This is a genomic window from Massilia terrae (genome assembly GCF_024753145.1).
In the GTDB taxonomy this organism is placed as follows: domain Bacteria; phylum Pseudomonadota; class Gammaproteobacteria; order Burkholderiales; family Burkholderiaceae_D; genus Telluria; species Telluria terrae.
In genome coordinates this window covers 128,705-150,475 of record NZ_JANUGU010000004.1, presented here as the reverse complement: position 1 = coordinate 150,475, position 21,771 = coordinate 128,705, and the positions used below count along the sequence as shown (strand labels likewise).

14 protein-coding genes are annotated in these 21,771 nt (G+C 65.9%); 10 read left to right on the top strand and 4 right to left on the bottom strand.

The genetic code is table 11. The annotated features are described in order from the left end of the window. Positions 1–8 precede the first annotated feature (8 nt). The 10 genes from NX778_RS13630 (at position 9) to NX778_RS13585 (ending at position 13,470) form a co-directional block, all read left to right on the top strand. Positions 9–1,103: a LacI family DNA-binding transcriptional regulator gene (locus NX778_RS13630; protein WP_258812293.1), complete on the top strand. Its 1,095-nt coding sequence runs from the start codon at positions 9–11 to the stop codon at positions 1,101–1,103. A gap of 117 nt (positions 1,104–1,220) precedes the next feature. Continuing rightward, positions 1,221–2,402 carry a fumarylacetoacetate hydrolase family protein gene (locus NX778_RS13625; RefSeq protein ID WP_258812292.1) on the top strand — a complete coding sequence of 394 codons (1,182 nt, stop codon included), beginning with the start codon at positions 1,221–1,223 and terminating at the stop codon, positions 2,400–2,402. 21 nt (positions 2,403–2,423) lie between these two features. Next, positions 2,424–3,209: a D-xylose 1-dehydrogenase gene (gene xylB, locus NX778_RS13620; protein ID WP_307728045.1), complete on the top strand. Its 786-nt coding sequence runs from the start codon at positions 2,424–2,426 to the stop codon at positions 3,207–3,209. Beyond that, the gene (locus NX778_RS13615) at positions 3,209–4,084 is read left to right on the top strand and encodes an SMP-30/gluconolactonase/LRE family protein (RefSeq protein WP_258812291.1); all 876 of its coding nucleotides are present in this window, start codon (positions 3,209–3,211) and stop codon (positions 4,082–4,084) included. Before xylB ends, NX778_RS13615 begins: the two co-directional genes overlap by 1 nt. Beyond that, entirely contained in the window at positions 4,081–5,859 is a 1,779-nt protein-coding gene (locus tag NX778_RS13610; protein WP_258812290.1) for an IlvD/Edd family dehydratase, read from the top strand. The genes NX778_RS13615 and NX778_RS13610 overlap by 4 nt, the downstream gene beginning before the upstream one ends. 90 nt (positions 5,860–5,949) lie before the next feature. Then, positions 5,950–6,948 (top strand): D-xylose ABC transporter substrate-binding protein, encoded by a 999-nt coding sequence (xylF, locus tag NX778_RS13605; protein WP_258812289.1) that lies wholly within the window; start codon positions 5,950–5,952, stop codon positions 6,946–6,948. A 63-nt stretch (positions 6,949–7,011) separates the two neighbouring features. Then, positions 7,012–8,550, top strand: a complete 1,539-nt coding sequence (xylG, locus tag NX778_RS13600; protein ID WP_258812288.1) for a D-xylose ABC transporter ATP-binding protein — start codon at positions 7,012–7,014, stop codon at positions 8,548–8,550. Between the two features lie 4 nt (positions 8,551–8,554). After that, positions 8,555–9,697 carry a sugar ABC transporter permease gene (locus NX778_RS13595; protein WP_258812287.1) on the top strand — a complete coding sequence of 381 codons (1,143 nt, stop codon included), beginning with the start codon at positions 8,555–8,557 and terminating at the stop codon, positions 9,695–9,697. 22 nt (positions 9,698–9,719) lie between these two features. Beyond that, complete coding sequence (locus NX778_RS13590; RefSeq protein ID WP_258812286.1) at positions 9,720–10,760, top strand: aldose epimerase family protein; 1,041 nt, start codon at positions 9,720–9,722, stop codon at positions 10,758–10,760. A 115-nt stretch (positions 10,761–10,875) separates the two neighbouring features. Next, positions 10,876–13,470, top strand: a complete 2,595-nt coding sequence (locus NX778_RS13585; protein WP_258812285.1) for a glycoside hydrolase family 3 C-terminal domain-containing protein — start codon at positions 10,876–10,878, stop codon at positions 13,468–13,470. A gap of 98 nt (positions 13,471–13,568) precedes the next feature. Here the strand turns inward: NX778_RS13585 and NX778_RS13580 are convergent, their stop codons facing one another. From NX778_RS13580 to NX778_RS13565, 4 genes are all read right to left on the bottom strand, one after another. Further along, a complete protein-coding gene (locus NX778_RS13580; protein WP_258812284.1) occupies positions 13,569–15,035 on the bottom strand; it encodes a tetratricopeptide repeat protein in 1,467 nt (488 codons plus the stop codon). A 77-nt stretch (positions 15,036–15,112) separates the two neighbouring features. Further along, a complete protein-coding gene (locus NX778_RS13575) occupies positions 15,113–18,841 on the bottom strand; it encodes a TonB-dependent receptor (protein ID WP_258812283.1) in 3,729 nt (1,242 codons plus the stop codon). Positions 18,842–19,063: 222 nt separating this feature from the next. Next, entirely contained in the window at positions 19,064–20,518 is a 1,455-nt protein-coding gene (locus NX778_RS13570; protein ID WP_258812282.1) for a pectinesterase family protein, read from the bottom strand. Beyond that, the gene (locus NX778_RS13565) at positions 20,515–21,765 is read right to left on the bottom strand and encodes a glycoside hydrolase family 28 protein (protein WP_258812281.1); all 1,251 of its coding nucleotides are present in this window, start codon (positions 21,763–21,765) and stop codon (positions 20,515–20,517) included. The genes NX778_RS13570 and NX778_RS13565 overlap by 4 nt, the downstream gene beginning before the upstream one ends. Positions 21,766–21,771 lie beyond the last annotated feature (6 nt).

Genomic DNA, 21,771 nt, shown 5'->3' with positions numbered 1-21,771 from the left:
CACAAGCGATGAGCAAAGCGAAAGACCACGACGAGCCGGAGCGCCGCGGCCAGGCGACCATGGCCGATGTCGCCAAGCTGGCCGGAGTCTCCGCGATGACGGTCTCGCGTGTGATGAACGGCAAGGGCCTGGTCGCGGAAAGCACGCGGCGCAAGGTCGCCGACGCCATCGCCGCCCTGAACTACACGCCCAACCAGGAAGCGCGCAACCTGGCCGGCAACAAGCCGATCCGGGTCGGTTTCTTGTACAGCAACCCCAGCGCGGCCTACCTCAGCGAATTCCTCGTCGGCCTGCTCAGCCAGTCGGGCTTGAACAATGTCCAGCTGTTCGTGGAGAAGTGCGAGGCCGGCGAACAGGCCGAGGAGCAGGCCCGGCGCCTGATCGAGAACGGCCTGGACGGCATCATCCTGCCGCCGCCCCTGTGCGACAACGAGGCGGTCATCGGCTGCGTCGCGCAGGCGGGCATACCGGCCATGCTGGTGGCCTGCGGCCTGCCCGACAAGCGCGCCGGCGCGGTCAGCATCGACGACTACCAGGCGGCGTACGAGATGACGCTGCACCTGATCGCGCTGGGTCACCAGCGCATCGGCTTCGTGGTGGGCCACCCGAACCAGACCGCCAGCGCCAAGCGCCTCGCCGGCTACCGCGCCGCCGTGGCCGAGAAGGGCGCCGATGCGTCCGAGGAGCTGGTAGTGCAGGGCATGTTCACCTACCGCTCCGGCCTCGACGCGGCCGAACAGCTGCTGGCGCTGGCCGAGCGCCCGACGGCGATCTTTGCCAGCAATGACGACATGGCGGCGGCCGCGGTGGCGGTCGCTCACCGCCTCGGGCTGGACGTGCCGGGCGACCTGACCGTCACCGGCTTTGACGACACCGCGCTCGCGACCACCATCTGGCCCGAGCTCACCACGGTTCGCCAGCCGATCGCCGGCATGGTGCGCGAGGCCGTGCAGTCGCTGGTGCGGCGCGTGCGCGCACTGCGCGAAGGCGAGCCGGCCGAGGCCGAGCAGATTACGGTCGACTTCGAACTGGTGCGCCGCCAGTCCGACGCCGCCCCGCGGGTGCGCCCGCCGGCGCGCCTGCGGCGGGCTGAAACACGCTAACATTTTTTAATCCGTAAAACAAAAACTTTCGTTGACAAGCCACGAGGGCCGCGCTTAGACTTTGAATGGTTGCGGTAACATTCATGTTTAAGGCAGTGCAGGAAAAGCGAGAGAAAAATGACAGCACCCCAGGTTGACATGCTTCCCCACGACGTCGAACGCGCGCTGCTGGTCGGCCGCATCTGGCGCGACGGCCCGCAGGCCGGGCCCGCCGTGGTCGCCGTGCGCGGCGGCCGCTTGTTCGACATCACGCGCCATGCGCCCACCGTGTCCGACCTGTTCGAGCGCGACGACCTGCTCGCGATCGTGCGCGACGCCGACGGCGAAGATCTCGGCGACGCCGCCGCGCTGCTGCAGGCCGCGCTGCGCGGCCAGGCCGGCGCCGGCGGTATCGAGCTGCTCGCGCCCTGCGACCTGCAAGCGATCAAGGCCTGCGGCGTGACCTTCGCCGTCAGCCTGCTCGAACGCGTGATCGAGGAGCAGGCCAAGGGCGACCCGGCGCGCGCCACCGAACTGCGCCAGCAGCTGCAAGCGTCGATCGGCACCAACCTCGCCGAGATGAAGCCCGGTTCCGACGCCGCGATGAAGCTCAAGTCCGAGCTGGTCGGGCGCGGCCTGTGGTCGCAGTACATGGAAGTGGGCATCGGCCCCGACGCCGAAGTGTTCACCAAGTCGCAGCCGATGTCCGCGGTGGGCCACGGCGCGGCGGTTGGCCTGCATCCGTCCTCGCACTGGAACAATCCCGAGCCGGAGATCGTGTTGGCCGTGAACAGCCAGGGCAAGGTGGTCGGCGCCACGCTCGGCAACGACGTCAACCTGCGCGACATCGAAGGCCGCAGCGCGCTCCTGCTCGGCAAGGCCAAGGACAACAACGGCTCCTGCGCGATCGGGCCCTTCATCCGCCTGTTCGACGGCGGCTTCAGCATCGACACGCTGCGCCAGGCCGAAGTGAGCATGCTGATCGAAGGCGAGGACGACGGCTTCGAACTGGCCGGCGCCAGCTTCATGCGCGAGATCAGCCGCGACCCGCTCGACCTCGTGGCGCAAACGCACGGCAAGCACCACCAGTACCCGGATGGCTTCATGCTCTTCCTCGGCACCATGTTCTCGCCGATCAAAGACCGCAACGCCGCAGGCGGCGGCTTCACCCATCATGCGGGCGACCGCGTCAGCATCTCGACGCCATCGCTCGGCACCCTGGTCAACCAGGTCCAGCGCAGCGATGAGATCGCGCCGTGGACCTTCGGCGTGCGCGCCCTGTACCGCAATCTCGCGCACCGCGGCCTGCTGGGCGCGTGACAGTATCCAACGAAAGAATTCATGTCTGACAGTGTGAAACAAAGCATGGTCTACGCGACCTATCCCGACCTCGCCGGCAAGCGTGTGGTGGTCACCGGCGGCGGCAGCGGCATCGGCGGCGAATTGGTGTCCGCGTTTGCGGGGCAGGGCGCGCGTGTCTACTTCCTCGACATCGCCGAGGAAGCCTCGCGCGAGCTGGAGACTGCGCTGAAGGGTTCGCGCCATGCGCCGCGCTTCATCCACTGCGACCTCACCAATATGGACGCGGTGTCGACGGCATTCGCCGCCATCGAGCAGGAGTGCGGCGGCGTCGACGTCCTGCTCAACAACGCCGCCAACGACGACCGCCACGACGTGTTCGAGGTGACCCCGGCGTATTGGGAAAACCGCATGAACGTCAACCTGCGCCACCAGTTCTTCTGCGCGCAGGCTGCGGCCAGCGGCATGCGCGATCGCCGCAGCGGCGCGATCCTCAACTTCGGCTCGATCTCCTGGCACGTGCCGCACACCGAGCTGGCGCTGTACATGACGGCCAAGGCCGCGATCGAGGGCATGAGCCGCGCACTGGCGCGCGACCTCGGTCCGCACGGCATCCGCGTCAACACCGTGGTGCCGGGCGCGGTGCGCACCCCGCGCCAGCAGGCACTGTGGCATAACCCGGACGAGGAACAGCGCATCCTGGCCGGCCAGTGCATCCCCGAGCGCGTCGAGATGCAGGACGTGGCCGCGCTGGCGCTGTTCCTGGCCTCCGATAACGCGCGCCACTGCACCGGCCGCGAATACTTCGTCGATTGCGGGTGGTACTGATGATGACGCCGACCAGCCTGTGGGAAGTCGAAGCGACGCTGGGCGAGGGCGTGCTGTGGCATGCCGCCACCGGCCGCGTGTGGTTCGTCGACATCAAGAAGAACCACATCCACAGCTGCGCGGCCGATGGCAGTGAGCGCCGCACCTGGACCGCGCCGTCGCAGGTCAGCGCCGTCGTGCCGGTGGAAGGCGGCGGCTGGGTCGTGTCGCTGGAAGATGGCCTGTACCGCTTCGATGAAGCCAGCGGCCAGTTCACGCTGCTGCGCGCGGTGGAAGCCGACCTGCCGGGCAACCGCTTCAACGACGCCTTCGTCGACGCCGCCGGCCGGTTGTGGTTCGGCTCGATGGACAACGGCGAGAAAAGCCCGACCGGCTCTCTCTACAGTTACAACGGCCGTGATGTGAAGCAGGCCGATTCCGGTTACATCATCACCAACGGCCCGGCCACCAGCCCGGACGGCCGCACCCTGTACCACACCGATACGCTCGACAAGCGCACCTACGCCTTCGACCTGGCCGCGGACGGCAGCCTGTCCAACAAGCGCCTGTTCGCGCACATCACCGAAGGCGGCCATCCGGACGGCATGGCGGTGGACGCCGAAGGCCACGTGTGGATCGCCGTATTCCGCGGCTGGCGCATCGACCGCTACGCGCCGGACGGCCGCAAGGTCGGCAGCGTGCGCTTCCCGTGCTCGAACATCACCAAGCTGGCCTTCGGCGGCGGCGACCTGCGCACCGTGTGGGTGACCACCGCGCGCAAGGGACTGTCCGAAGAAGAGCTGGCGCAGCAGCCGCTCGCGGGCGCACTGTTCACCTTCCGCGCCGACGTGCCGGGACTGGCGCAGCACGCGCTGCGCCTTGAGGAGCAAGCATGAGCAACACCAGCAAAAAGCGCTACCGCTCGCAGGACTGGTTCGACAACGAGGAGCGCATCGACATGACCGCGCTCTACCTCGAGCGCTTCATGAACTACGGGATCACGCCGGAAGAACTGCGCTCCGGGAAGCCGATCATCGGCATCGCCCAAAGCGGCAGCGACATCTCGCCTTGCAACCGCATCCACCTGGACCTGGCCAAGCGCGTGCGCGACGGCATCCGCGATGCGGGCGGCATCCCGATGGAATTCCCGCTGCACCCGATCTTCGAGAACTGCCGCCGGCCCACCGCCGCGCTGGACCGCAACCTGGCCTACCTCGGCCTGGTCGAGATCCTGCATGGCTACCCGATCGACGCCGTGGTGCTGACCACCGGCTGCGACAAGACCACGCCGTCGCAGCTGATGGCCGCGGCCACGGTCGACATCCCGGCCATCGTGCTGTCGGGCGGCCCGATGCTGGACGGCTGGTTCGAGGGTGAGCTGGTTGGCTCCGGCGCCGCGATCTGGAAAGGCCGCCGCCGTCTGGCCGCGGGCGAGATCGATGAAGAGAAATTCATCCAGATCGCGACCGCATCGGCGCCGTCGGCCGGCCACTGCAACACCATGGGCACCGCGTCGACCATGAACGCCATCGCCGAAGCGCTCGGCATGTCGCTGACCGGCTGCTCCGCGATTCCCGCGCCGTACCGCGAGCGCGGCCAGATGGCTTACGAGACCGGCCGCCGCATCGTCGAACTGGCGCAGCAGGACGTGCGCCCGTCCACCATCCTGACACGTGACGCCTTCCTCGACGCGATCGTGGTCAACGCCGCGATCGGCGGGTCCAGCAACGCCCAGCCGCACATCGTTGCGATGGCGCGCCACGCCGGCGTCGAGATCACGCCGGAAGACTGGATGCAGGTAGGTTACGACGTGCCGCTGCTGCTGAACATGCAGCCGGCCGGTAAATATCTTGGTGAGCGCTTCCATCGCGCCGGCGGCGTGCCGGCCGTGATGTGGGAGCTGGAGCAGCAGGGCCTGCTGCGCTCGAGGCGCCCGACGGTGACTGGCCGCAGCATGGCCGAAAACCTCGTCGGGCACGAAAGCGCGGACCGCGAGATGATCAGGCCCTTCGCTGAACCGCTCAAGCAAACCGCCGGCTTCATGGTCCTGAAGGGCAACCTGTTCGACTTCGCGATCATGAAGACCAGCGTGATCTCGGACGCCTTCCGCGCGCGCTACCTGTCGACGCCGGGCTCCAAGAATCGCTTCGAGTGCCGCGTCGTCGTATTCGACGGCTCCGACGATTACCACCACCGCATCAACGACCCGGCGCTGGACATCGACGAGAACACCATGCTGGTGATCCGAGGCGCCGGAGCGGTCGGCTGGCCCGGTTCGGCCGAAGTGGTGAACATGCAGCCGCCCGACGCGTTGATCAAGCGCGGCATCACGGCGCTGCCGACGCTGGGCGACGGCCGCCAGTCCGGCACTTCAGACAGCCCGTCGATCCTGAACGCGTCCCCGGAAAGCGCGGCCGGCGGCAACCTGGCGCTGCTGCGCACCGGCGACGTGGTGCGGGTCGACCTGAACACCGGCCGCTGCGACGTGCTGCTGTCCGACGAACAGCTGGAAGCGCGCCGTAAAGACGCGCCGCCGCCGATCCCGCCGAACCAGACGCCGTGGCAGGAAATCTACCGCGCGACCGTCGGCCAGCTGCACACCGGCGCCTGCATGGAACCGGCTCTCAAGTACCACGACGTGGGACACGATATGCCGCGGCATAACCACTGATCTGCAGCGCCAGAAGGATTTTTTGGACAGGATGGAACGCCTTGCTGCTAAGCTGGCGTGCGGTGAAAAAAATTATCAAGGAGACGTGAAATGAACAAGATGATCAAGGCCGTGGGCCTGGCGATGCTCATGATGGCAGGCGTGGCGCAAGCGGATCCGCAGCATCCGAAGATCGGCTTCTCGATCGACGACCTGCGCCTGGAGCGCTGGACCCGTGACCGCGACTACTTCGTGCAGTCGGCCGAGCAACTGGGCGCCAAAGTCTACGTGCAATCTGCCGACGCCAGCGAGCAGCGCCAGATCGCGCAGATCGAAAACCTGATCTCGCGCGGCGTCGACGTGCTGGTCATCGTGCCCTATAACGCGACCGTGCTGTCCAACGCGATCCGCGAAGCGAAGAAGGCCAAGATCAAGGTCGTCGCCTATGACCGCCTGATCCTCAACTCCGACATCGACGCCTACATCTCCTTCGACAACAAGGAAGTCGGCAAGATGCAGGCGCAGGGCCTGGTGAACGTCAAGCCGAAGGGCACCTACTACCTGCTGGGCGGCGCGCCGACCGACAACAACGCCAAGATCCTGCGCGAAGGCCAGATGGAAGTGCTCAAGCCGCTGGTGGACAAGGGCGCGATCAAGATCGCCGGCCAGCAGTGGGTGAAGGACTGGAGTCCGTCGGAAGCGATGGCGATCGTCGAGAACGCGCTGACCGCGAACAACAACAAGCTCGACGCCGTGGTCGCGTCCAACGACGCCACCGCCGGCGGCGCGATCCAGGCGCTGGCTGCGCAGAAGCTGGCCGGCAAGGTCGCCGTGTCGGGCCAGGATGCCGACCTCGCCGGCGTGCGCCGCGTGATCGCGGGCACCCAGACCATGACCGTCTACAAGCCGCTCAAGCAGATCGCATCGACCGCCGCGCAGCTCGCGGTGCAGCTGGTGCGCGGCCAGAAGCCGGCCTACAACGCGCAGATGGACAACGGCGCCAAGAAGGTCGACAGCCTGCTGCTCAAGCCGATCATGCTGACCAAGTCGAACGTCGACGTGCTGGTCAAGGACGGCTTCTACACCCAGGCCCAGCTGGCTGGCAAGTAAGCGCCGGGACGCCCACACCGCGGGTGTGGGCGCGTCCCCCTCATGCATCCAACGAGTCCTTGAATGTCCGGCTATCTGCTTGAAATGAAAGGCATCGCCAAGCACTTTGGCGGTGTCGCGGCGCTCGACGGGATCGATCTCGCGATCCGTCCCGGCGAGTGTATCGGCCTGTGCGGCGAGAACGGCGCCGGCAAGTCCACCCTGATGAAGGTCCTGTCGGCGGTCTACCCGCACGGCAGCTGGGATGGCGAAATCCTGCTGGACGGCCAGCCGCTGCGCGCGCGCTCGGTGCGCGAGACGGAGGAAGCCGGCATCATCATCATCCACCAGGAACTGATGCTCGTGCCCGAGCTGTCGGTGGCGGAGAACATCTTCCTCGGGAACGAGATCACGCTGCCGGGCGGGCGCCTGGACTATCCGGCCATGAACCGCCGCGCGGAAGAGATCCTGCGCGAGCTGAAGCTGCCGGACGTGAACGTGGTGCTGCCGGTGAAGAACTACGGCGGCGGCCACCAGCAGCTGATCGAGATCGGCAAGGCCCTCAACAAGAAGGCGCGCCTGCTGATCCTCGACGAACCGTCGGCATCGCTGACCGCCGCCGAGATCGAGGTGCTGCTGGCGATCGTCCGCGACCTCAAGGCCAAGGGCGTGGCCTGCGTCTACATCTCGCACAAGCTGGAAGAGGTGGCCGCGGTGTGCGACACCATCACCGTGATCCGCGACGGCAAGCATATCGCCACCACGCCGATGCACGACATGAACGTCGAGCGCATCATCGCGCAGATGGTCGGGCGCGAGATGAACCAGATGTACCCGTCGCTGCCGCATGAAGTCGGCGACGTGATCATGGAAGCGCGCCACATCAGCTGCTACGACGTCGACCAGCCGCAGCGCAAGCGCGTGGACGACGTGTCGTTCAAGCTGCGCCGCGGCGAGATCCTCGGCATCGCCGGCCTGGTGGGAGCCGGGCGCACCGAGCTGGTGTCCGCGCTGTTCGGCGCCTATCCCGGCGAGCACGAAGGCGAGGTCTGGCTCGAAGGCCGCAAGGTCGACACCTCCACGCCGCTGAAGGCCATCGGCGAAGGCTTTGCGATGGTGCCGGAAGACCGCAAGCACCACGGCATCGTGCGCGACCTGTCGGTAGGCCAGAACATCACGCTGTCGGTGCTGGAGCGCTTCTCCAGGCTGACGCGCGTCGACGACGGCGCCGAGTCGGTCGCAATCAACGAACAGATCAAGCGGCTGGCGTTGAAGACCGCCAGCCCGGCGTTGCCGATCACGGCGCTCTCCGGCGGCAACCAGCAGAAGGCGGTGCTGGCCAAGATGCTGCTGACCGGGCCGAAGGTGCTGATCCTGGACGAGCCCACGCGCGGCGTCGACGTCGGCGCCAAGTTCGAGATCTACAAGCTGATGCTCGAACTGGCCGCGCAGGGCATCTCCATCATCATGGTGTCGTCGGAACTGGCCGAGGTGCTGGGCGTGTCCGACCGCGTGCTGGTGATGGGCGAAGGCCAGCTGCGAGGTGAATTCGAAAACAAAGGCCTGACCCAGGAGATGGTGCTGGCCGCGGCGATCGGACAAACCGGCCGCCAGGGAAGCTGAAACCATGAACACGACCAAACTCAAACAGATCTTCACACAATACAAAATCCTGGCGCTGCTGCTCGCCACCGCCGCGATCTGGGCCTTCTTCAGCTTCAAGACCGACGGCGACTTCACTTCGGCGCGTAACCTGTCGAACCTGATGCGCCAGATGTCGATCACCGGCATCCTCGCCTGCGGCATGGTGTTCGTCATCGTCGCCGGCGAGATCGACCTGTCGATCGGCTCGCTACTTGGCCTGCTCGGCGGCGTGGCCGCGATCCTCGACGTGACCCATCATATGGCGCTGCCGCTCGGGATCGGGCTGGTGCTGCTGGCGGGCCTGGCCTTCGGCTTCCTCAACGGCTTCCTCACCGCCTACGCGGGCATCCCGTCCTTCATCGTCGGCCTGGGCGGCATGCTGGCCTACCGCGGCATCCTGCTCGGCGTGACGCACGGCGAGACCATCTCGCCCGTGTCCGACGACATGCAGGTGCTGGCCCAGGGCTACCTGCCGCCGGCGCTCGGCATCGCGCTCGGCGTTGGCCTGTTCGCGCTGGCCGCGGTGCTCGCGCTGCGCAGCCGCGCCGCGCTGGCGCGCCACAACCTGCCTGTGCCGGCCGCATGGCGCGGCATCGTGCGCGTGCTTGTCACCGGCGTCGTGCTGGCCGCATTCGTCAGCACCCTTAATGGCTACGAAGGCATCCCGTATCCGGTGCTGGTGCTGCTGGTGCTGCTCGGCGTATTCAGCTACATCGCCAACCAGACCGTGTTCGGCCGCCGCATTTACGCGGTGGGCAGCAATATGGAAGCGACGCGCCTGTCGGGCATCAACGTGCGCGCCGTGAAGCTCTGGATCTTCGGGATCATGGGCCTGATGTGCGCATTGGCTGGCCTGATCAACACCGCGCGCCTTGCGGCAGGTTCGCCATCGGCGGGCACCTCGGCCGAGCTGGATGTGATCGCGGCCTGCTTCATCGGCGGCACCTCGATGCGCGGGGGCGCCGGCACGGTGCATGGCGCGCTGGTCGGCGCACTGGTCATGGCCAGCCTGGACAACGGTATGTCGATGCTCGACGTCGACACCTACTGGCAGATGATCGTGAAGGGCCTGATCCTCACGCTCGCGGTCTGGATCGACGTGGCGACCCGCACGGGACGCCGGTAACACAAGGAAGTGAAACAAGATAGTGAGCAGTGAGATCACGGTAGTCCCGTTCGGCCAGGGCGCGAACCTGTACACCCTGGCCAATGCCAACGGCATGGTCGTCAGGATCACCAACTTCGGCGGCATCGTCACCGAAATCCATGCGCCCGACCGCGATGGACGGTTTGCGGATGTCGCGCTAGGCCTCGACAGCCTGGCCGCCTACCGCGCCGGCAGTCCGTTCTTCGGCGCCCTGATCGGCCGCTACGGCAACCGGATCAGTCAAGGGCGCTTCACGCTGGACGGCCAGGACTATCAGCTGGCGGTCAACGACGGCGCCAATCACCTTCACGGCGGCTCGCCCGGTTTCGATGGCGTGCTGTGGCAGGCGCACGCGGAAGGGCGCGAGCTGCACCTGTCCTACCGCAGCGTCGACGGCGAACAGGGCTACCCAGGCAATCTCGATGTCACTGCGGTGTACTCGCTCACCGATGACAACGAGCTGGTCGTGCGTTTCCGTGCGGTGGCCGACAAGGCGACGCCAGTGAACCTCACCCAGCACAGCTACTTCAACCTCGCCGGCGGCGGCGACATCCTCGGCCACGAGCTCACGATCGACGCCGGCGCCTTCCTGCCTGTGGACGACGGCCTGATTCCGACCGGCGAATTGGCCCGCGTGGCAGGCACTTCCTTCGATTTCTGCGCGCCGCAAGCCATCGGCACCCGGATCGATGATGCGGACGAGCAGCTGCGTCGTGGCGGCGGTTACGATCATTGCTACGTGCTGGACAAACCGGCGCCGAAAGCAATGAGTCGCGCCGTGCGCGTGGTCGAGCCGCGCTCGGGCCGCGTGCTGGAGCTGTTCACGCAGGAACCGGCTGTGCAGTTCTACAGCGGGAATGCGCTCGACGGATCGCTGCAGGGGAAAGGGCAGGCCTGGATTCGCCGCAGCGGCTTCTGCATCGAGCCGCAGCATTTTCCGGACGCGCCGAACCAGGCCTCGTTCCCGAATACGATCCTGCGCCCGGGCGAAATCTACGAGACCGAATCGCGCTTCGTGTTCTCCACCGACCGCGCGTCCTGAAATCCACCAAGCCGCATTTCAATTTCGCGCAAAGAGCGCTGCCCTGCCGCCCTTGCAGATAGCGCTCTGCTAGCATCCTTCGTCAATGAAATCGACAACGAAGGAGACAATAAAAATGAAGCGGTTAATCCTCGCATCCGCAATCGCGGCGATGATGAGCGCGGCCTGCGCGCAAACCACGGCCGAACAGCGCGCCGCGCAGCTGGTCTCGCAGATGACGCTGGAGGAAAAGGCGGCGCAGATCCAGCACCGCGCGCCGGCCATCCCGCGCCTTGGCATCCCCGCCTACAACTGGTGGAACGAGGGCCTGCACGGCGTGGCGCGAACCGGCGAAGCGACCGTCTTCCCGCAGGCGATCGGCATGGCGGCCAGCTGGGATACGCAGCTGGTCCACGATATCGCGGACACCACCGCGACTGAGTTCCGCGCCAAATACCTGGCGCACCGCCGTCCCGACGGCAGCATCTCGGGCGGTCCGGGCCTGACGGTATGGTCGCCGAACGTGAACATCTTCCGCGACCCGCGCTGGGGCCGCGGGCAGGAGACCTACGGCGAAGATCCCTTCCTGACCACGCGCATGGGCGTGGCCTTCATCCGCGGGCTGCAGGGCGACGATCCGGAGCATCCGAAGACGGTCGCCACCGTCAAGCATTTCGCCGTGCACAGCGGGCCGGAACCGGATCGCCACCACGAGGACGTGCACCCGTCGCAGCACGACGTGGTCGACACCTACCTGCCGGCTTTCTACGCCGCCGTCACCGAAGCGAAATCGCAAGCCGTCATGTGCGCGTACAACGCAGTGGACGGCGTGCCGGCCTGCGCGAATACCCGCTACCTGAAGGACACCCTGCGCGGCCAGTGGAAGTTCGATGGCCATGTCGTTTCGGACTGCGCGGCGATCGCCGACATCCATGTGGCCAAGTCGCATGCGTATGTGAAGTCGCCGGAAGAGGCGGCGGCGGTCGCGCTCAAGGCCGGCACCGACCTGTTCTGCTCATCCGGCGCGAAAGACACGTCCGATCCCGCTACCACCGTGCGGGCGGTCAGGCAGGGACTGGTCTCGGAGGCGGAGCTTGACGTAGCGGTGCGCCGCCTGATGGAGGCGCGCGTGCGACTGGGACTGCTCGATGCGCCCGGCGTTGGTCCGTACGCGGGCATCACAGCGAAGGATTTCGACACGCCGGCGCACAAGGCGCTGTCGACGCAGGCCGCGCGCGAATCGATGGTCCTGTTGAAGAACAGCGGCCTGCTGCCGTTCAAATCGGCGCCGCGCCGCATCGTTGTGGTCGGCCCGAATGCGAACAGCGTCGATTCCCTGGTCGGCAACTACAACGGCACGCCGTCGCAACCGATCACGGTCTACGCCGGCATCAAGGCACGTTTCGCGAACTCGGAGGTGAACTATGTCGAGGGCACGGGCTGGGTCGCGCCGCCGCTGGAGGATGTTCCTGACGCTGCCTTCTGCCAGGACGCAGCCTGCACGCAACCGGGATTGAAGGCGGAAGAGTTCAAGGGCGCCAAGCTGGCGGGAACGGCGGCCGTGGTGCGCACCGATTCCAACGCCAGGGTCGCCTGGGGCACGCCGACCCGCGAGGAGCGCGAAACCTCGATCCGCTGGACCGGCTACATCAAGCCGGGCGACAGCGGCGCGTTTCGCTTCCGCTACTCGGGCGAGAACGGCTATCGCATCTACGTGGACGACAAGATGGTGGCCGACGTGTGGGACATCGCCTGGCCGACGTCGGACACCGACATCCAGCTCAAGGCCGGCCAGGTCTACAAGATCCGGATCGAGGCGATGCAGAAGGGCTCGCGCGGCGATCATCGGCTGCAGTGGAGCCGTCCTGGCTCCAGCGACGATGTCGCCATCAAGGCCGCGCAGGACGCCGACGTGGTGGTCTTCGTCGGCGGCCTGACGGCGCGGTTTGAAGGTGAGGCGATGAGCGTCAAGGCGCCGGGCTTTGCCGGAGGCGACCGCGTCACGATGGACCTGCCGGCGCCGCAGCAGAAATTGCTCGAACGCCTGCACGCGACCGGCAAGCCGGTGGTGCTCGTCATGATGAACGGCAGCGCGATGAGCCTGAACTGGGCCGAGGCCAATTTGCCCGCCATCGTCGAGGCCTGGTATCCGGGCGGCGAGGGCGGGCAGGCGGTGGCGGAACTGCTGGCGGGCGACTTCAGCCCGGCGGGTCGTCTGCCGGTCACCTTCTACAAATCGGTGGACCAGCTGCCGCCGTTCGGCGACTACGCGATGAAAGGCCGCACCTACCGCTACTTCAGCGGCGAGCCGCTGTACCCGTTCGGCTATGGCCTGAGCTATACCTCCTTCGCCTATGGCCAGCCAGTTGTGAGCAAGGCCTCGGTGCGCGCGGGCGATGCGGTCGAGGTCTCGGCGGAAGTGCGCAACAGCGGCAGCCGCGATGGCGATGAGGTGGTCCAGCTGTATGTGTCGCGCAAGGCGGATGGCGCGCCGCTGCGGGCGCTGCGCGGGTTCCAGCGCATTCACCTGAAGGCTGGGGAAGCGCGCAAGGTAACGTTCAAGGTGGAAGCGAAGGATATGAGCATCGTCGATGCCAAGGGCACGCGCGTGGTGCCGGCGGGGGCGGTGGATCTGTGGATTGGCGGAGGCCAGCCGGGTGGCGCGAAGCCTGCTGCAGGTGTCCCCGCAAGGATTACTGTCAGCGGTCAGCAAGTGCTAAACGCGTTCTGATAAGCTCAAAACCGTCGTCCCGTCGAAGGACGGGACCCATAGACAAGTCGCGTAATCGCAGACTCAGCATGGGTCCCCGGCCTTCGCCGGGACGAAGTTTATTGTTTGCTGGCGGGTTTGAGGATTGAGTCGGCCTTTGCACGATCCTGCGCCGTCAGCAGCGGCGCAACGGCTTTCAGCGCATTGGCCGCATCCGCATTCCCTGAAGCGCTGGCCAAAGTGAGCCAGACGTAGGCCCCGGCGCGATCCCGCGCGCCACCCTCGCCATTGGCCTCCATCGCGCCGAGGCTGAACATCGCATCCGATTGCCCCTGTTTAGCCGCCGCTTCGAACAGTTGGCGCGCCGTGCCCAGGTCCTTCGGCACGATGGCACCCTCGTAGAAGTAGGTCGCCAGCGCATAGCGCGCATCGCGGTTGCCTTTGACGGCCGCCTGCTTGTAGTAGAACGCCGCCTTCTTCTGATCCGCAGGGATGCCTTTGCCCAGGTCGAGCATGCGCCCGGCGGCGAACAGTGCGCCGGCATGGCCCGCATTCGCCGCCGCGCCGAACCAGGCCGCCGCCAGCTGCAGGTTCTGCGGCACGCCGTCGTCGCCGTTGTAATACAGCTTGGCGAGGTCGTACTCGGCCTGCACATAGCCTGCCTCCGCCGCCTGCTTGAAGTTTGAAAGTGCCTTCGAAGGGTTGCGCTCTCCCGCATAGCCCGCGAGCCAGGCCTGCCCCAGGATGTCGAAGGCCGGCACGAAGCCTGCGTCGGCGCTGGTTTCGTACCAGCGTTTGGCCTGCGCCGGATCCTTGGCGACCCCGATGCCACGTTCGTAGATCCGCGCCAGCATGAAGGCCGCTTCCGAACGTGGGCTCATCATGAGCGGATACGTCGGGTCGAACTGCTGCCGGCCGGTAGCGGGATCGAAGCGCCCCTCGGCCACTTCCCTGAGCCAGGAGATCGCCTGCTTCGGGTCCTTCGGCGAGCCCAGTCCGTACAGGCTCATTTTCGCCAGCGACAGTGCGGCTTCTTCGTAGCCGACCTTGTTCCAGGCAGTCTTGAACAGCGACGCGGCGCGCGCGTAATCCTTGTTGTCGAAGGCCTCGAAGGCGAGGGCGAGCGACTTGTCCTTGCGTTCGATGTGGTTGCGGCCGGCGGCGAAGCGGCGGTCCGCCGGGCCGCAGCCGACCGTCGGCGTGCCGGTGTCGGTGGGCGCGTCGGCTACGGCGTCGAGGGAGGACGGCGTGGACGTGTTGGACACGTCGCCTCCGGGGGCCACGTCGGTGAAGCGCTCGGCATCGTTCGTGCTGCTGTCGTCGAGGCCGAAGTCGCTCATGTAGGCCAGCGCCACTTCGTCTTCCGCCGCGCTGGGCGTGCCCATGAAGTTGCAGGACGACGCGCGGTGATGCGACATGACCTTGCTCTTCGCCGCGGTCACGTTGCCGGCCTGCCCGGCCGCGCCGCGCGTGCCTTGCACCGTCACCGTGGGCGCCGGCGCTGTCTGCGCGAACGCGCCCTGCAACAGCATCAGCAGAAGAACAGGCGCGGTGCGCCGCAGTCCGGATACCGGTATCGTCAACATCAATCGTCTCCCTCGTCTTGAATAAAAAAACGACGGCGGATTGGAATGCGCCGTCGTTTGGGTGGGGCCTGGCGGCCTTACAGATTGCGGAAGTTCAGGCCGACCATGATGCGGCGGCCTGCGTACGCGTAGTCGAGCAGGTTGGGCGTGCCGGCCGCGAAGCCGGCGTACTGCTGCTGGCTGTTCGAGGTCGTCGCGTTGCCCAGGTTGCGGCCCTCGATGAAGATCTCGACGTTGGGTTTCAGCTTGTACGAGATTTTCCCGTCGATGAACTTGGTTGCATCCTTGAAGTTCGGCGAGCCCGGGTTGTACGGGAAGCGGGTGAAGGTCACGCCGGAAGCCGCGTAGTTGTTGTTGTCGGTCGAACCGCAACCGGCGATGCAGTTGAAGTAGGACGCGACAGCCTGCACCGCCACGCGCGCCGACAGCTTGCCGTCGTCGTACCACAGCGCCCAGTTGTACTGGTAGGCCGATTCGCGCGCCGGCGGCAGCGGAGCGCCGGTCAGCAAGTCGACCACGTTCTCGGACGAGGTGGCCGAGCGCAGCTTGGTGTAGTTGGCGTCGAAGCCGGTGTAGCGCAGGAACCAGGGCAGGAAGGTGAAGGCGGTCTTGGTCCCGAACTCGACGCCCTTGCGGGTGGTCGTCGCACCGTTCAGCCACAGCGAGTAGTTGAAGTCGATGTCCGACAGCGCGATGTTGGTGACCGGGTCGACCAAGCTCTTGCCACCGGCCAGCGGGATGTTGTTCACGCCGCGGCTGACGGCCGGGCCGATCTTGCCTTCCTGTTTGAAGGCGGCGATCGAGAACATCGTGTCCTTGTTCGGGTAGTACTCGAAGCTCAGGTTCTGGTTGACGTTCATCTGGGCTTTCAGGCCCGGGTTGCCGATGGTGCCGCTGCAGCTCTGCGCCGCGTTCGGATCCTTGTCGACCAGCGTTGCGTCATAGGTGCAGGTCCCGGACGGCAGCAGGTAGGTCACCGGCGGACGCGCCACGGTCTTGGCGTGGTTGTAGCGTGCCACCAGCTTGTCCGGCACCATCCACATCGCCAGGTTATAGATCGGCAGGAAGTCGTGGCTGGTGTCGTTGATCTCGACCGGCTGCGAGATCGAGCTGGTGACCGTGCCGCCCTGCGCGGTCGGGTGGGTCGGGTCGTACACGCCCGCGACCGGGGTGATCGAGGTCAGGGTCATCATGCCGGTGCCATGGACTTTGGTGCGCACGTAGCGATAGCCCATATTCCCTTCAAGCTCCCAGCCGAAGGGCAGGGCGCGGTCGGTGAACGGGATGTGGTCCAGGCCGAAGTCGCCCATGATGTAGAACGCCTGGGTGCGCTCCGTCAGGTGCTGTTGCGGCTGGGCGTAGACTTTGCCGTCGCTTGCCGTGCATGACTTGACGCAGTCGAGATTCGTGTTCGGCGTGTTCACCATCGCGAAGGCCTTGTCGACGTCGATCCCGGTCCAGTTGTTCAGCAGGTCGGCCGGACGGCCTTTCGCGCCCGAGAAGAACTGGGTCGGCGTGGCCTGGCCCTTCATCGTTTGCGTGATCAGGTCCTGGAACTGCTGCACGGTCATCGTCGTATTGCCATCGAGCGCGTGGCGCGGATCGGCGCTGGGCAGGAAGCCGAATTGGCAGGCGTTGCCGCCTGCGCCGAGCGAGCCTGCGGTGTCCTGGCAGCCGTTGAAGGTGCTGCGGATGATCGGCGTCGGCAGCACCACGGCCGGCTGGTAGCCCGGTTGGCCAAAGGTGCCCACCGCCGCCTGCACGGTGTAGCCGCCGCTGTTGCCGCTATTCGGATCCCAGCTGTCCTTGATGGTGTCGCGCAGGTTGAAGCCGGTCTTGATGCGCTTGAAGAACGGGACCGATTCCGGCGTCGCATACGCCAGGTCGAACTTGGCCGTGCGTTCCTCGCTGTCCATCAGGCGCGGGTTGTAGTAGGTGCTCGGCTGCTGGGTCATCAGCGGCTGCTGGGCGGCGGTGTATGCCGGGATCGCGCGCGTCTGCGTCGGGCTGAGCTTGACCGCGCCGCTGGCCGAGCCGGGGTAGGCGATCGCATACTGCGACGGGTCGGCCTGGTTGAAACCGCTGCCGGACGGGACGCTGTAGCCCCACAGGCCGTTCGGCAGCACGGTCATGGTCGCCGGGCCGTAGTAGTTGTTGTAGCTCAGGCGCTTCTGCACGCGCTCGAAGTCGGACTTGGCGTCGCCGACGAAGAATTCGGTGCTGAGCGGCCCGCTCTTCCACGCGCCACCCAGCTGAAGGTAGGCCGCCGTGGTCTTCGCATACTCATGCACCTGGTCGGTGGTGGCCGCCGCGTCGGTGATCGTGAACTGGGTCAGGTGGTGGTTGGCGTCGGTGACGATCGAACCCGGCACGATGTTGGCCACCGAACTTTGCAGCAGGGTGTTGGTGGCCTGGGTCGGCGTGTCGTAGTTGTAGTAGCCGGAGCCTGGTACCGGGGTGCGCGTCCCGGCGGTCAGGTTGTCGACGTAGGCCGGGCCGGTATAGGTCGGGGTGACCACGCCTGTCGACGCCGATGGATTGACCTTCACGCTGCCCAGCGTATAAGTGAGCTGGTGCATGTCGTCGTAACGGCGGTTGTAGCTGCCCTTGGCATACACGGTCAGGTTGTTGTTGACCTTGAAGTCGGTGCGCAGGTCCAGGTTCTGGCGCTTGTCGAATTCGCGCTTGACGAAGTAGCGGATGTTGGACGGCGTGTAGTCGTTCCACTGGTTCAGGCAGCTGATCAATTCATTCGCGCGCTGCGACGACGCGGCGCCGCGTGCGCTCGAGGTGATCGCGTTGCTCTGGGTTGTCGTCAGCTTCGGGAAAGCGGCGTAGCAGTCGGCCTTGGTCTTCGCGGCCGCCGATTTGGTCAGCACTTCCAGCGGCGTCGCTGAGTTGAAGAAACCGCCCGCGGCCAGCGGCGACTGCAGCAGCGGTACATTGGCGTTGGCGTCCGCCGTCAGCGTGTTGGGCTGGAAGGTGAAGGTCTTGTCGGGCGAGTTGTCGAAGTCGGCCAGGCGGTAGTAGCCGGAACGCGCGGCGTTCGCTACCTGCACCGAATGCGCTTCGTTTGCCAGTACCGTGTGCGACGCATTCAGGATCACGCCGAGGCGGCCGTCGAGGAATTTGTCGGCCAGGATCAGGTTGGTGTCCGGCTCCCATTTTTTATTGAGTGAGCTTTGCGAACCGGCCACGCGCAGCGATATAAAGGGCTTCTTGAAATCGAGACCGGTGCGGGTCTTGATGACGATGCCGCCGCCGAGCGAACCTTCGGTCATGTCGGCGGTGGAGCCCTTGACCACGTCGACGCTCTTGATCAGGTCAGCCGAGAGCTGGCGGAATTCGGTGCCGCGGCCGCTGCCGCCGCCGTACATGTCGGTGCCGCCAGCGGACTGCACGCCCTGGCCGTCGATTTCGACCCGAGTCAGGTCCGGGCCGTTGCCGCGCACCGCCACGCTGACGCCTTCGCCGAAGTCGCCGCGGTCGAGCGCCACGCCGGACATGCGCGAGATCGCTTCGCCGACGTTGCGGTCGGGGAGCGAGCCGACGTCTTCGGCGACGATGGAATCGATCGCGGTGGCGGCGTTCTTCTTGCGTTCGATACTGGACTGCTGCGACAGGCGGGTGGCGACGACTTTCACCGTCGTGATCTTGGTGTCGTCGGTCGTGGCAGGGGCTGTGGGGGAATCGGTTTTCTGCTGTTCCTGCGCCAGCGCCATGTTGCCGGCGACCAGCGAGGCCAGGGCAAGCGATACAGCAAAGCTTAAGCGGGTGCGTCGAATTTCGCGAGTTGTGTTTCTCATTCTCTCCGTCTCCAATTGTAGTTGCCGCGTTCATTGCCGCGGTTTTTTTGCGTCTTAAAAAATAGTAGCAAGAGCAAATTGAGGACGAAATGACGATCAGCGGTTTTGCTAAGAATCGAATGTCGTGGTGGTGATTTTCATAATCGGAAACGACACAAAAAAAGAGACCGTCGTTCCTCCTGCTCGGGAACGACGGTCTCTTTTTTTGCTAGCGTGCTGCGGCTACTGCGCGTCGTCAGCGCTGGGCACCCATCCTTTGCCGTGATCAAACGCCGCGAACACGCTGGCGCGGCTGGCGAAGCGTGCGGCTTGCGTCGGGTTCAGCACCTGGCCATTGCTGCGCGCTGACAGGTCGAGCGGCCTGCCGTCCAGGTCCATGCTGTTGAATTCGTACCAGCCGATGCCTTCGCGCGGCGCGCCTTTCCAGCCTTTGGGCGAGATGTGTTCGTCCATGCGGCAGTTGATGTAGCTGACGTTGTCCCACGACGAGCCGGGACGCGCGAGGAAGCTCGATGCAGCCGGCACGTCGTTGCCGGCCGGGCCCGGGCCGTGCGTGAGGCGGCTGTTGAGGAAGACGAAGCCGGGATCGTCCTTGGCCAGGGTGCGCGCCTGCACGATGTAGCCGCCCTTGGCCGGCCCGCTGCTGTCCCCAAGCGAACGGATCTCGTCTTCTTCGAACAGCGCGGCGTGGTTGTAGCCCCAGATGAAATCGACATTGCCGGCGATGAGGCTGTGGTAGAACCACGACCAGCCGCGCACGAGGATGGTGTCCTGCTCGCTGATGAAGTTGCTGTTGGTCGCGACGAGGCGTCCTTCGCTATTGAAGTAAATCGTTTCCGCTTGTCCCCCGGTCGGCTTGTTGCGCCAGCCGGTGCTGACGATGCTCAGCTTATCGAGGCGCAGCATGTCCGCGTCCTCGACCAGGAACACCGAGCGCCCGCCGTTCACGTTCGTCGCCGCCTCGGCCTGGCCGCCGCCGGCGCCGGGATTCAGGCCGTTGCCGTTTTCGACGCTGATGACGGCGCCGTCGCGGCTTTGGCCGTGCAGCGTGACGTTGTCCTTGCCCCGCAGGTAGAGCAGGTCGCCGTAGCGCCCGTTGGCGATATTGATCGTGACGGCGTCTTCACGTGGCACGTTGCGCATCACGTGGTCCAGCGCGCCCTGCACGGTGCGAAAATCCGCCGCACCGTCGTCATCGACGGTGAAGCTGCGTCCCGTCGGCATGTGGGCGCGCGTGCGGAAGGCCCAGTCCTTTTTGCCAATGCCGGCGAACGGAGCGCCGCCGATGGTCGCGCCGGGGAACAGGCTGGCGTCGATCACCACGTAGTATTCGGTGCCGTAGGCGAGGCGCGCATCGTGCGGATGAATCGTCACGCTCGCGCCGGAGACTTCGATCGGCAGATAGCGCACCACACGCCGCATGCCGTCGCGCGCCGGGCCGATACGATTGATTTCATTGGTCGCGTGGATTTCGTCGACCAGCGCATCATCCGACGATCGATAGATGCGGATGGTCCCGCTGGCGCCGAGCTTCGGCGCGCTGTCGAAGCGCAGCTGCAGCGGCGTGTCGACCTGCACCTCGGCGGAATGCGAAGCCGGCGAGTAAGGGCCGTCAGCGGCGGTCGCGCACATCGAAAATGCCGCGCCCAGCACGGACGCGATCAACTTGGCTTTCATTTGATTTCCTGGTTTACGTCCTGCACATCCGGCCCGGTCATGTAGGCGTGGCCTTGCGCCGCCTTCACCGTAAAGCCCTTCGTCTCCATGTGCGCGTACTTGATCACCGCACCCTTGTCGCCCTTGATGTGGACGTTGGTCAGTTTGAGTCCTGATACCGGCGATTCCGGCAGGCCGACAATGACTGCGGCTTGCCTGGCGCCCGTCGCGCTGAGGTTCTCGATGGTGATGTCGGAGAAGCGTGGCGTCAGCCGGCCAACCGGCTGGGTGTCGATCACGTCCGGGATCTTCGGATAGAACTCGCTGATCAGGATCGGCGTGCCCACGTCTTCCATCGTCAGGTCGCGGTAGACGAGGTTCTTCAGCTCATTGCCACGGTCGCGGTTCGACTTGATGCGCACGCCGGTGCCGGTGCCCTTGAAGTGCACGCGCTCGGCCAGCACGTTGTAGACGCCGCCCGCGACTTCGCTGCCGACCGACAGGCCATGGCCATGCAGGAAGGTGCTGTCGCGGATGACGATGTCGTGGCTCGGTTCATCGCCGCCCGGCGAATTCGGCTGGCCGCTCTTGATGGCGACGTTGTCGTCGCCGGTATCGATGGTGACGTGGTCGATCAGCACATGGCTGGACGAGAACGGGTCGATGCCATCGGTGTTGTGCGACACGCGGTCGGGTGCGTAGATCTTCAAGTTCCGGAACACCAGGTCGGTGCTGTTGAAGGGGACGATCTGCCAGCTCGGCGAATTCTGGACGGTGACGTTCTCCATCAGGATGTGGCTGGAGTGGCGGAACACGATCAGGCGCGGGCGCTTGTTGGCGGCCGAACGGTCCGGCCACCACGACTGGCCGCGGCCGTCGATGGCGCCGCCGCCGTTGATGGTGATGTCGGTGGCGTGGTCCGAGGAGAGCAGCGGCTGGCGGCCGTGTTCGCGCAGTTCCTCGATCAACGGATAATCGTCATGGTTCTCGCTGCCGGCCAGCGTGGTGCCGGCGGCGATTGACAGCGTGATGTGGCTCTTCAGGGACAACGGGCCGGAGACAAACACCGGAGCGCCGGCGAGGACCACCGTGCCGCCACCCGCGGCGGCGCAATCGTCGATCGCCTTCTGGATGGCGGCAGTGTCCTTGGTCGCGCCGTCGCCAGTCGCGCCGTAGGCCTTGACGTCACAGGTCTTGGCGGCCGATGCCAGGCCGGGCGCGAAGGCCATGGCGATGACCGACAGCGCGGAAATCAGGCGTGCGTTCATGTGTAT

Coding starts and splice junctions, on each gene's coding strand:
- NX778_RS13630 (WP_258812293.1), top strand. CDS start 9: ATGAGCAAAGCGAAAGACCACGACGAGCCGGAGCGCCGCGGCCAGGCG.
- NX778_RS13625 (WP_258812292.1), top strand. CDS start 1,221: ATGACAGCACCCCAGGTTGACATGCTTCCCCACGACGTCGAACGCGCG.
- xylB (WP_307728045.1), top strand. CDS start 2,424: ATGTCTGACAGTGTGAAACAAAGCATGGTCTACGCGACCTATCCCGAC.
- NX778_RS13615 (WP_258812291.1), top strand. CDS start 3,209: ATGATGACGCCGACCAGCCTGTGGGAAGTCGAAGCGACGCTGGGCGAG.
- NX778_RS13610 (WP_258812290.1), top strand. CDS start 4,081: ATGAGCAACACCAGCAAAAAGCGCTACCGCTCGCAGGACTGGTTCGAC.
- xylF (WP_258812289.1), top strand. CDS start 5,950: ATGAACAAGATGATCAAGGCCGTGGGCCTGGCGATGCTCATGATGGCA.
- xylG (WP_258812288.1), top strand. CDS start 7,012: ATGTCCGGCTATCTGCTTGAAATGAAAGGCATCGCCAAGCACTTTGGC.
- NX778_RS13595 (WP_258812287.1), top strand. CDS start 8,555: ATGAACACGACCAAACTCAAACAGATCTTCACACAATACAAAATCCTG.
- NX778_RS13585 (WP_258812285.1), top strand. CDS start 10,876: ATGAAGCGGTTAATCCTCGCATCCGCAATCGCGGCGATGATGAGCGCG.
- NX778_RS13580 (WP_258812284.1), bottom strand. CDS start 15,035: ATGTTGACGATACCGGTATCCGGACTGCGGCGCACCGCGCCTGTTCTT.
- NX778_RS13575 (WP_258812283.1), bottom strand. CDS start 18,841: ATGAGAAACACAACTCGCGAAATTCGACGCACCCGCTTAAGCTTTGCT.
- NX778_RS13570 (WP_258812282.1), bottom strand. CDS start 20,518: ATGAAAGCCAAGTTGATCGCGTCCGTGCTGGGCGCGGCATTTTCGATG.
- NX778_RS13565 (WP_258812281.1), bottom strand. CDS start 21,765: ATGAACGCACGCCTGATTTCCGCGCTGTCGGTCATCGCCATGGCCTTC.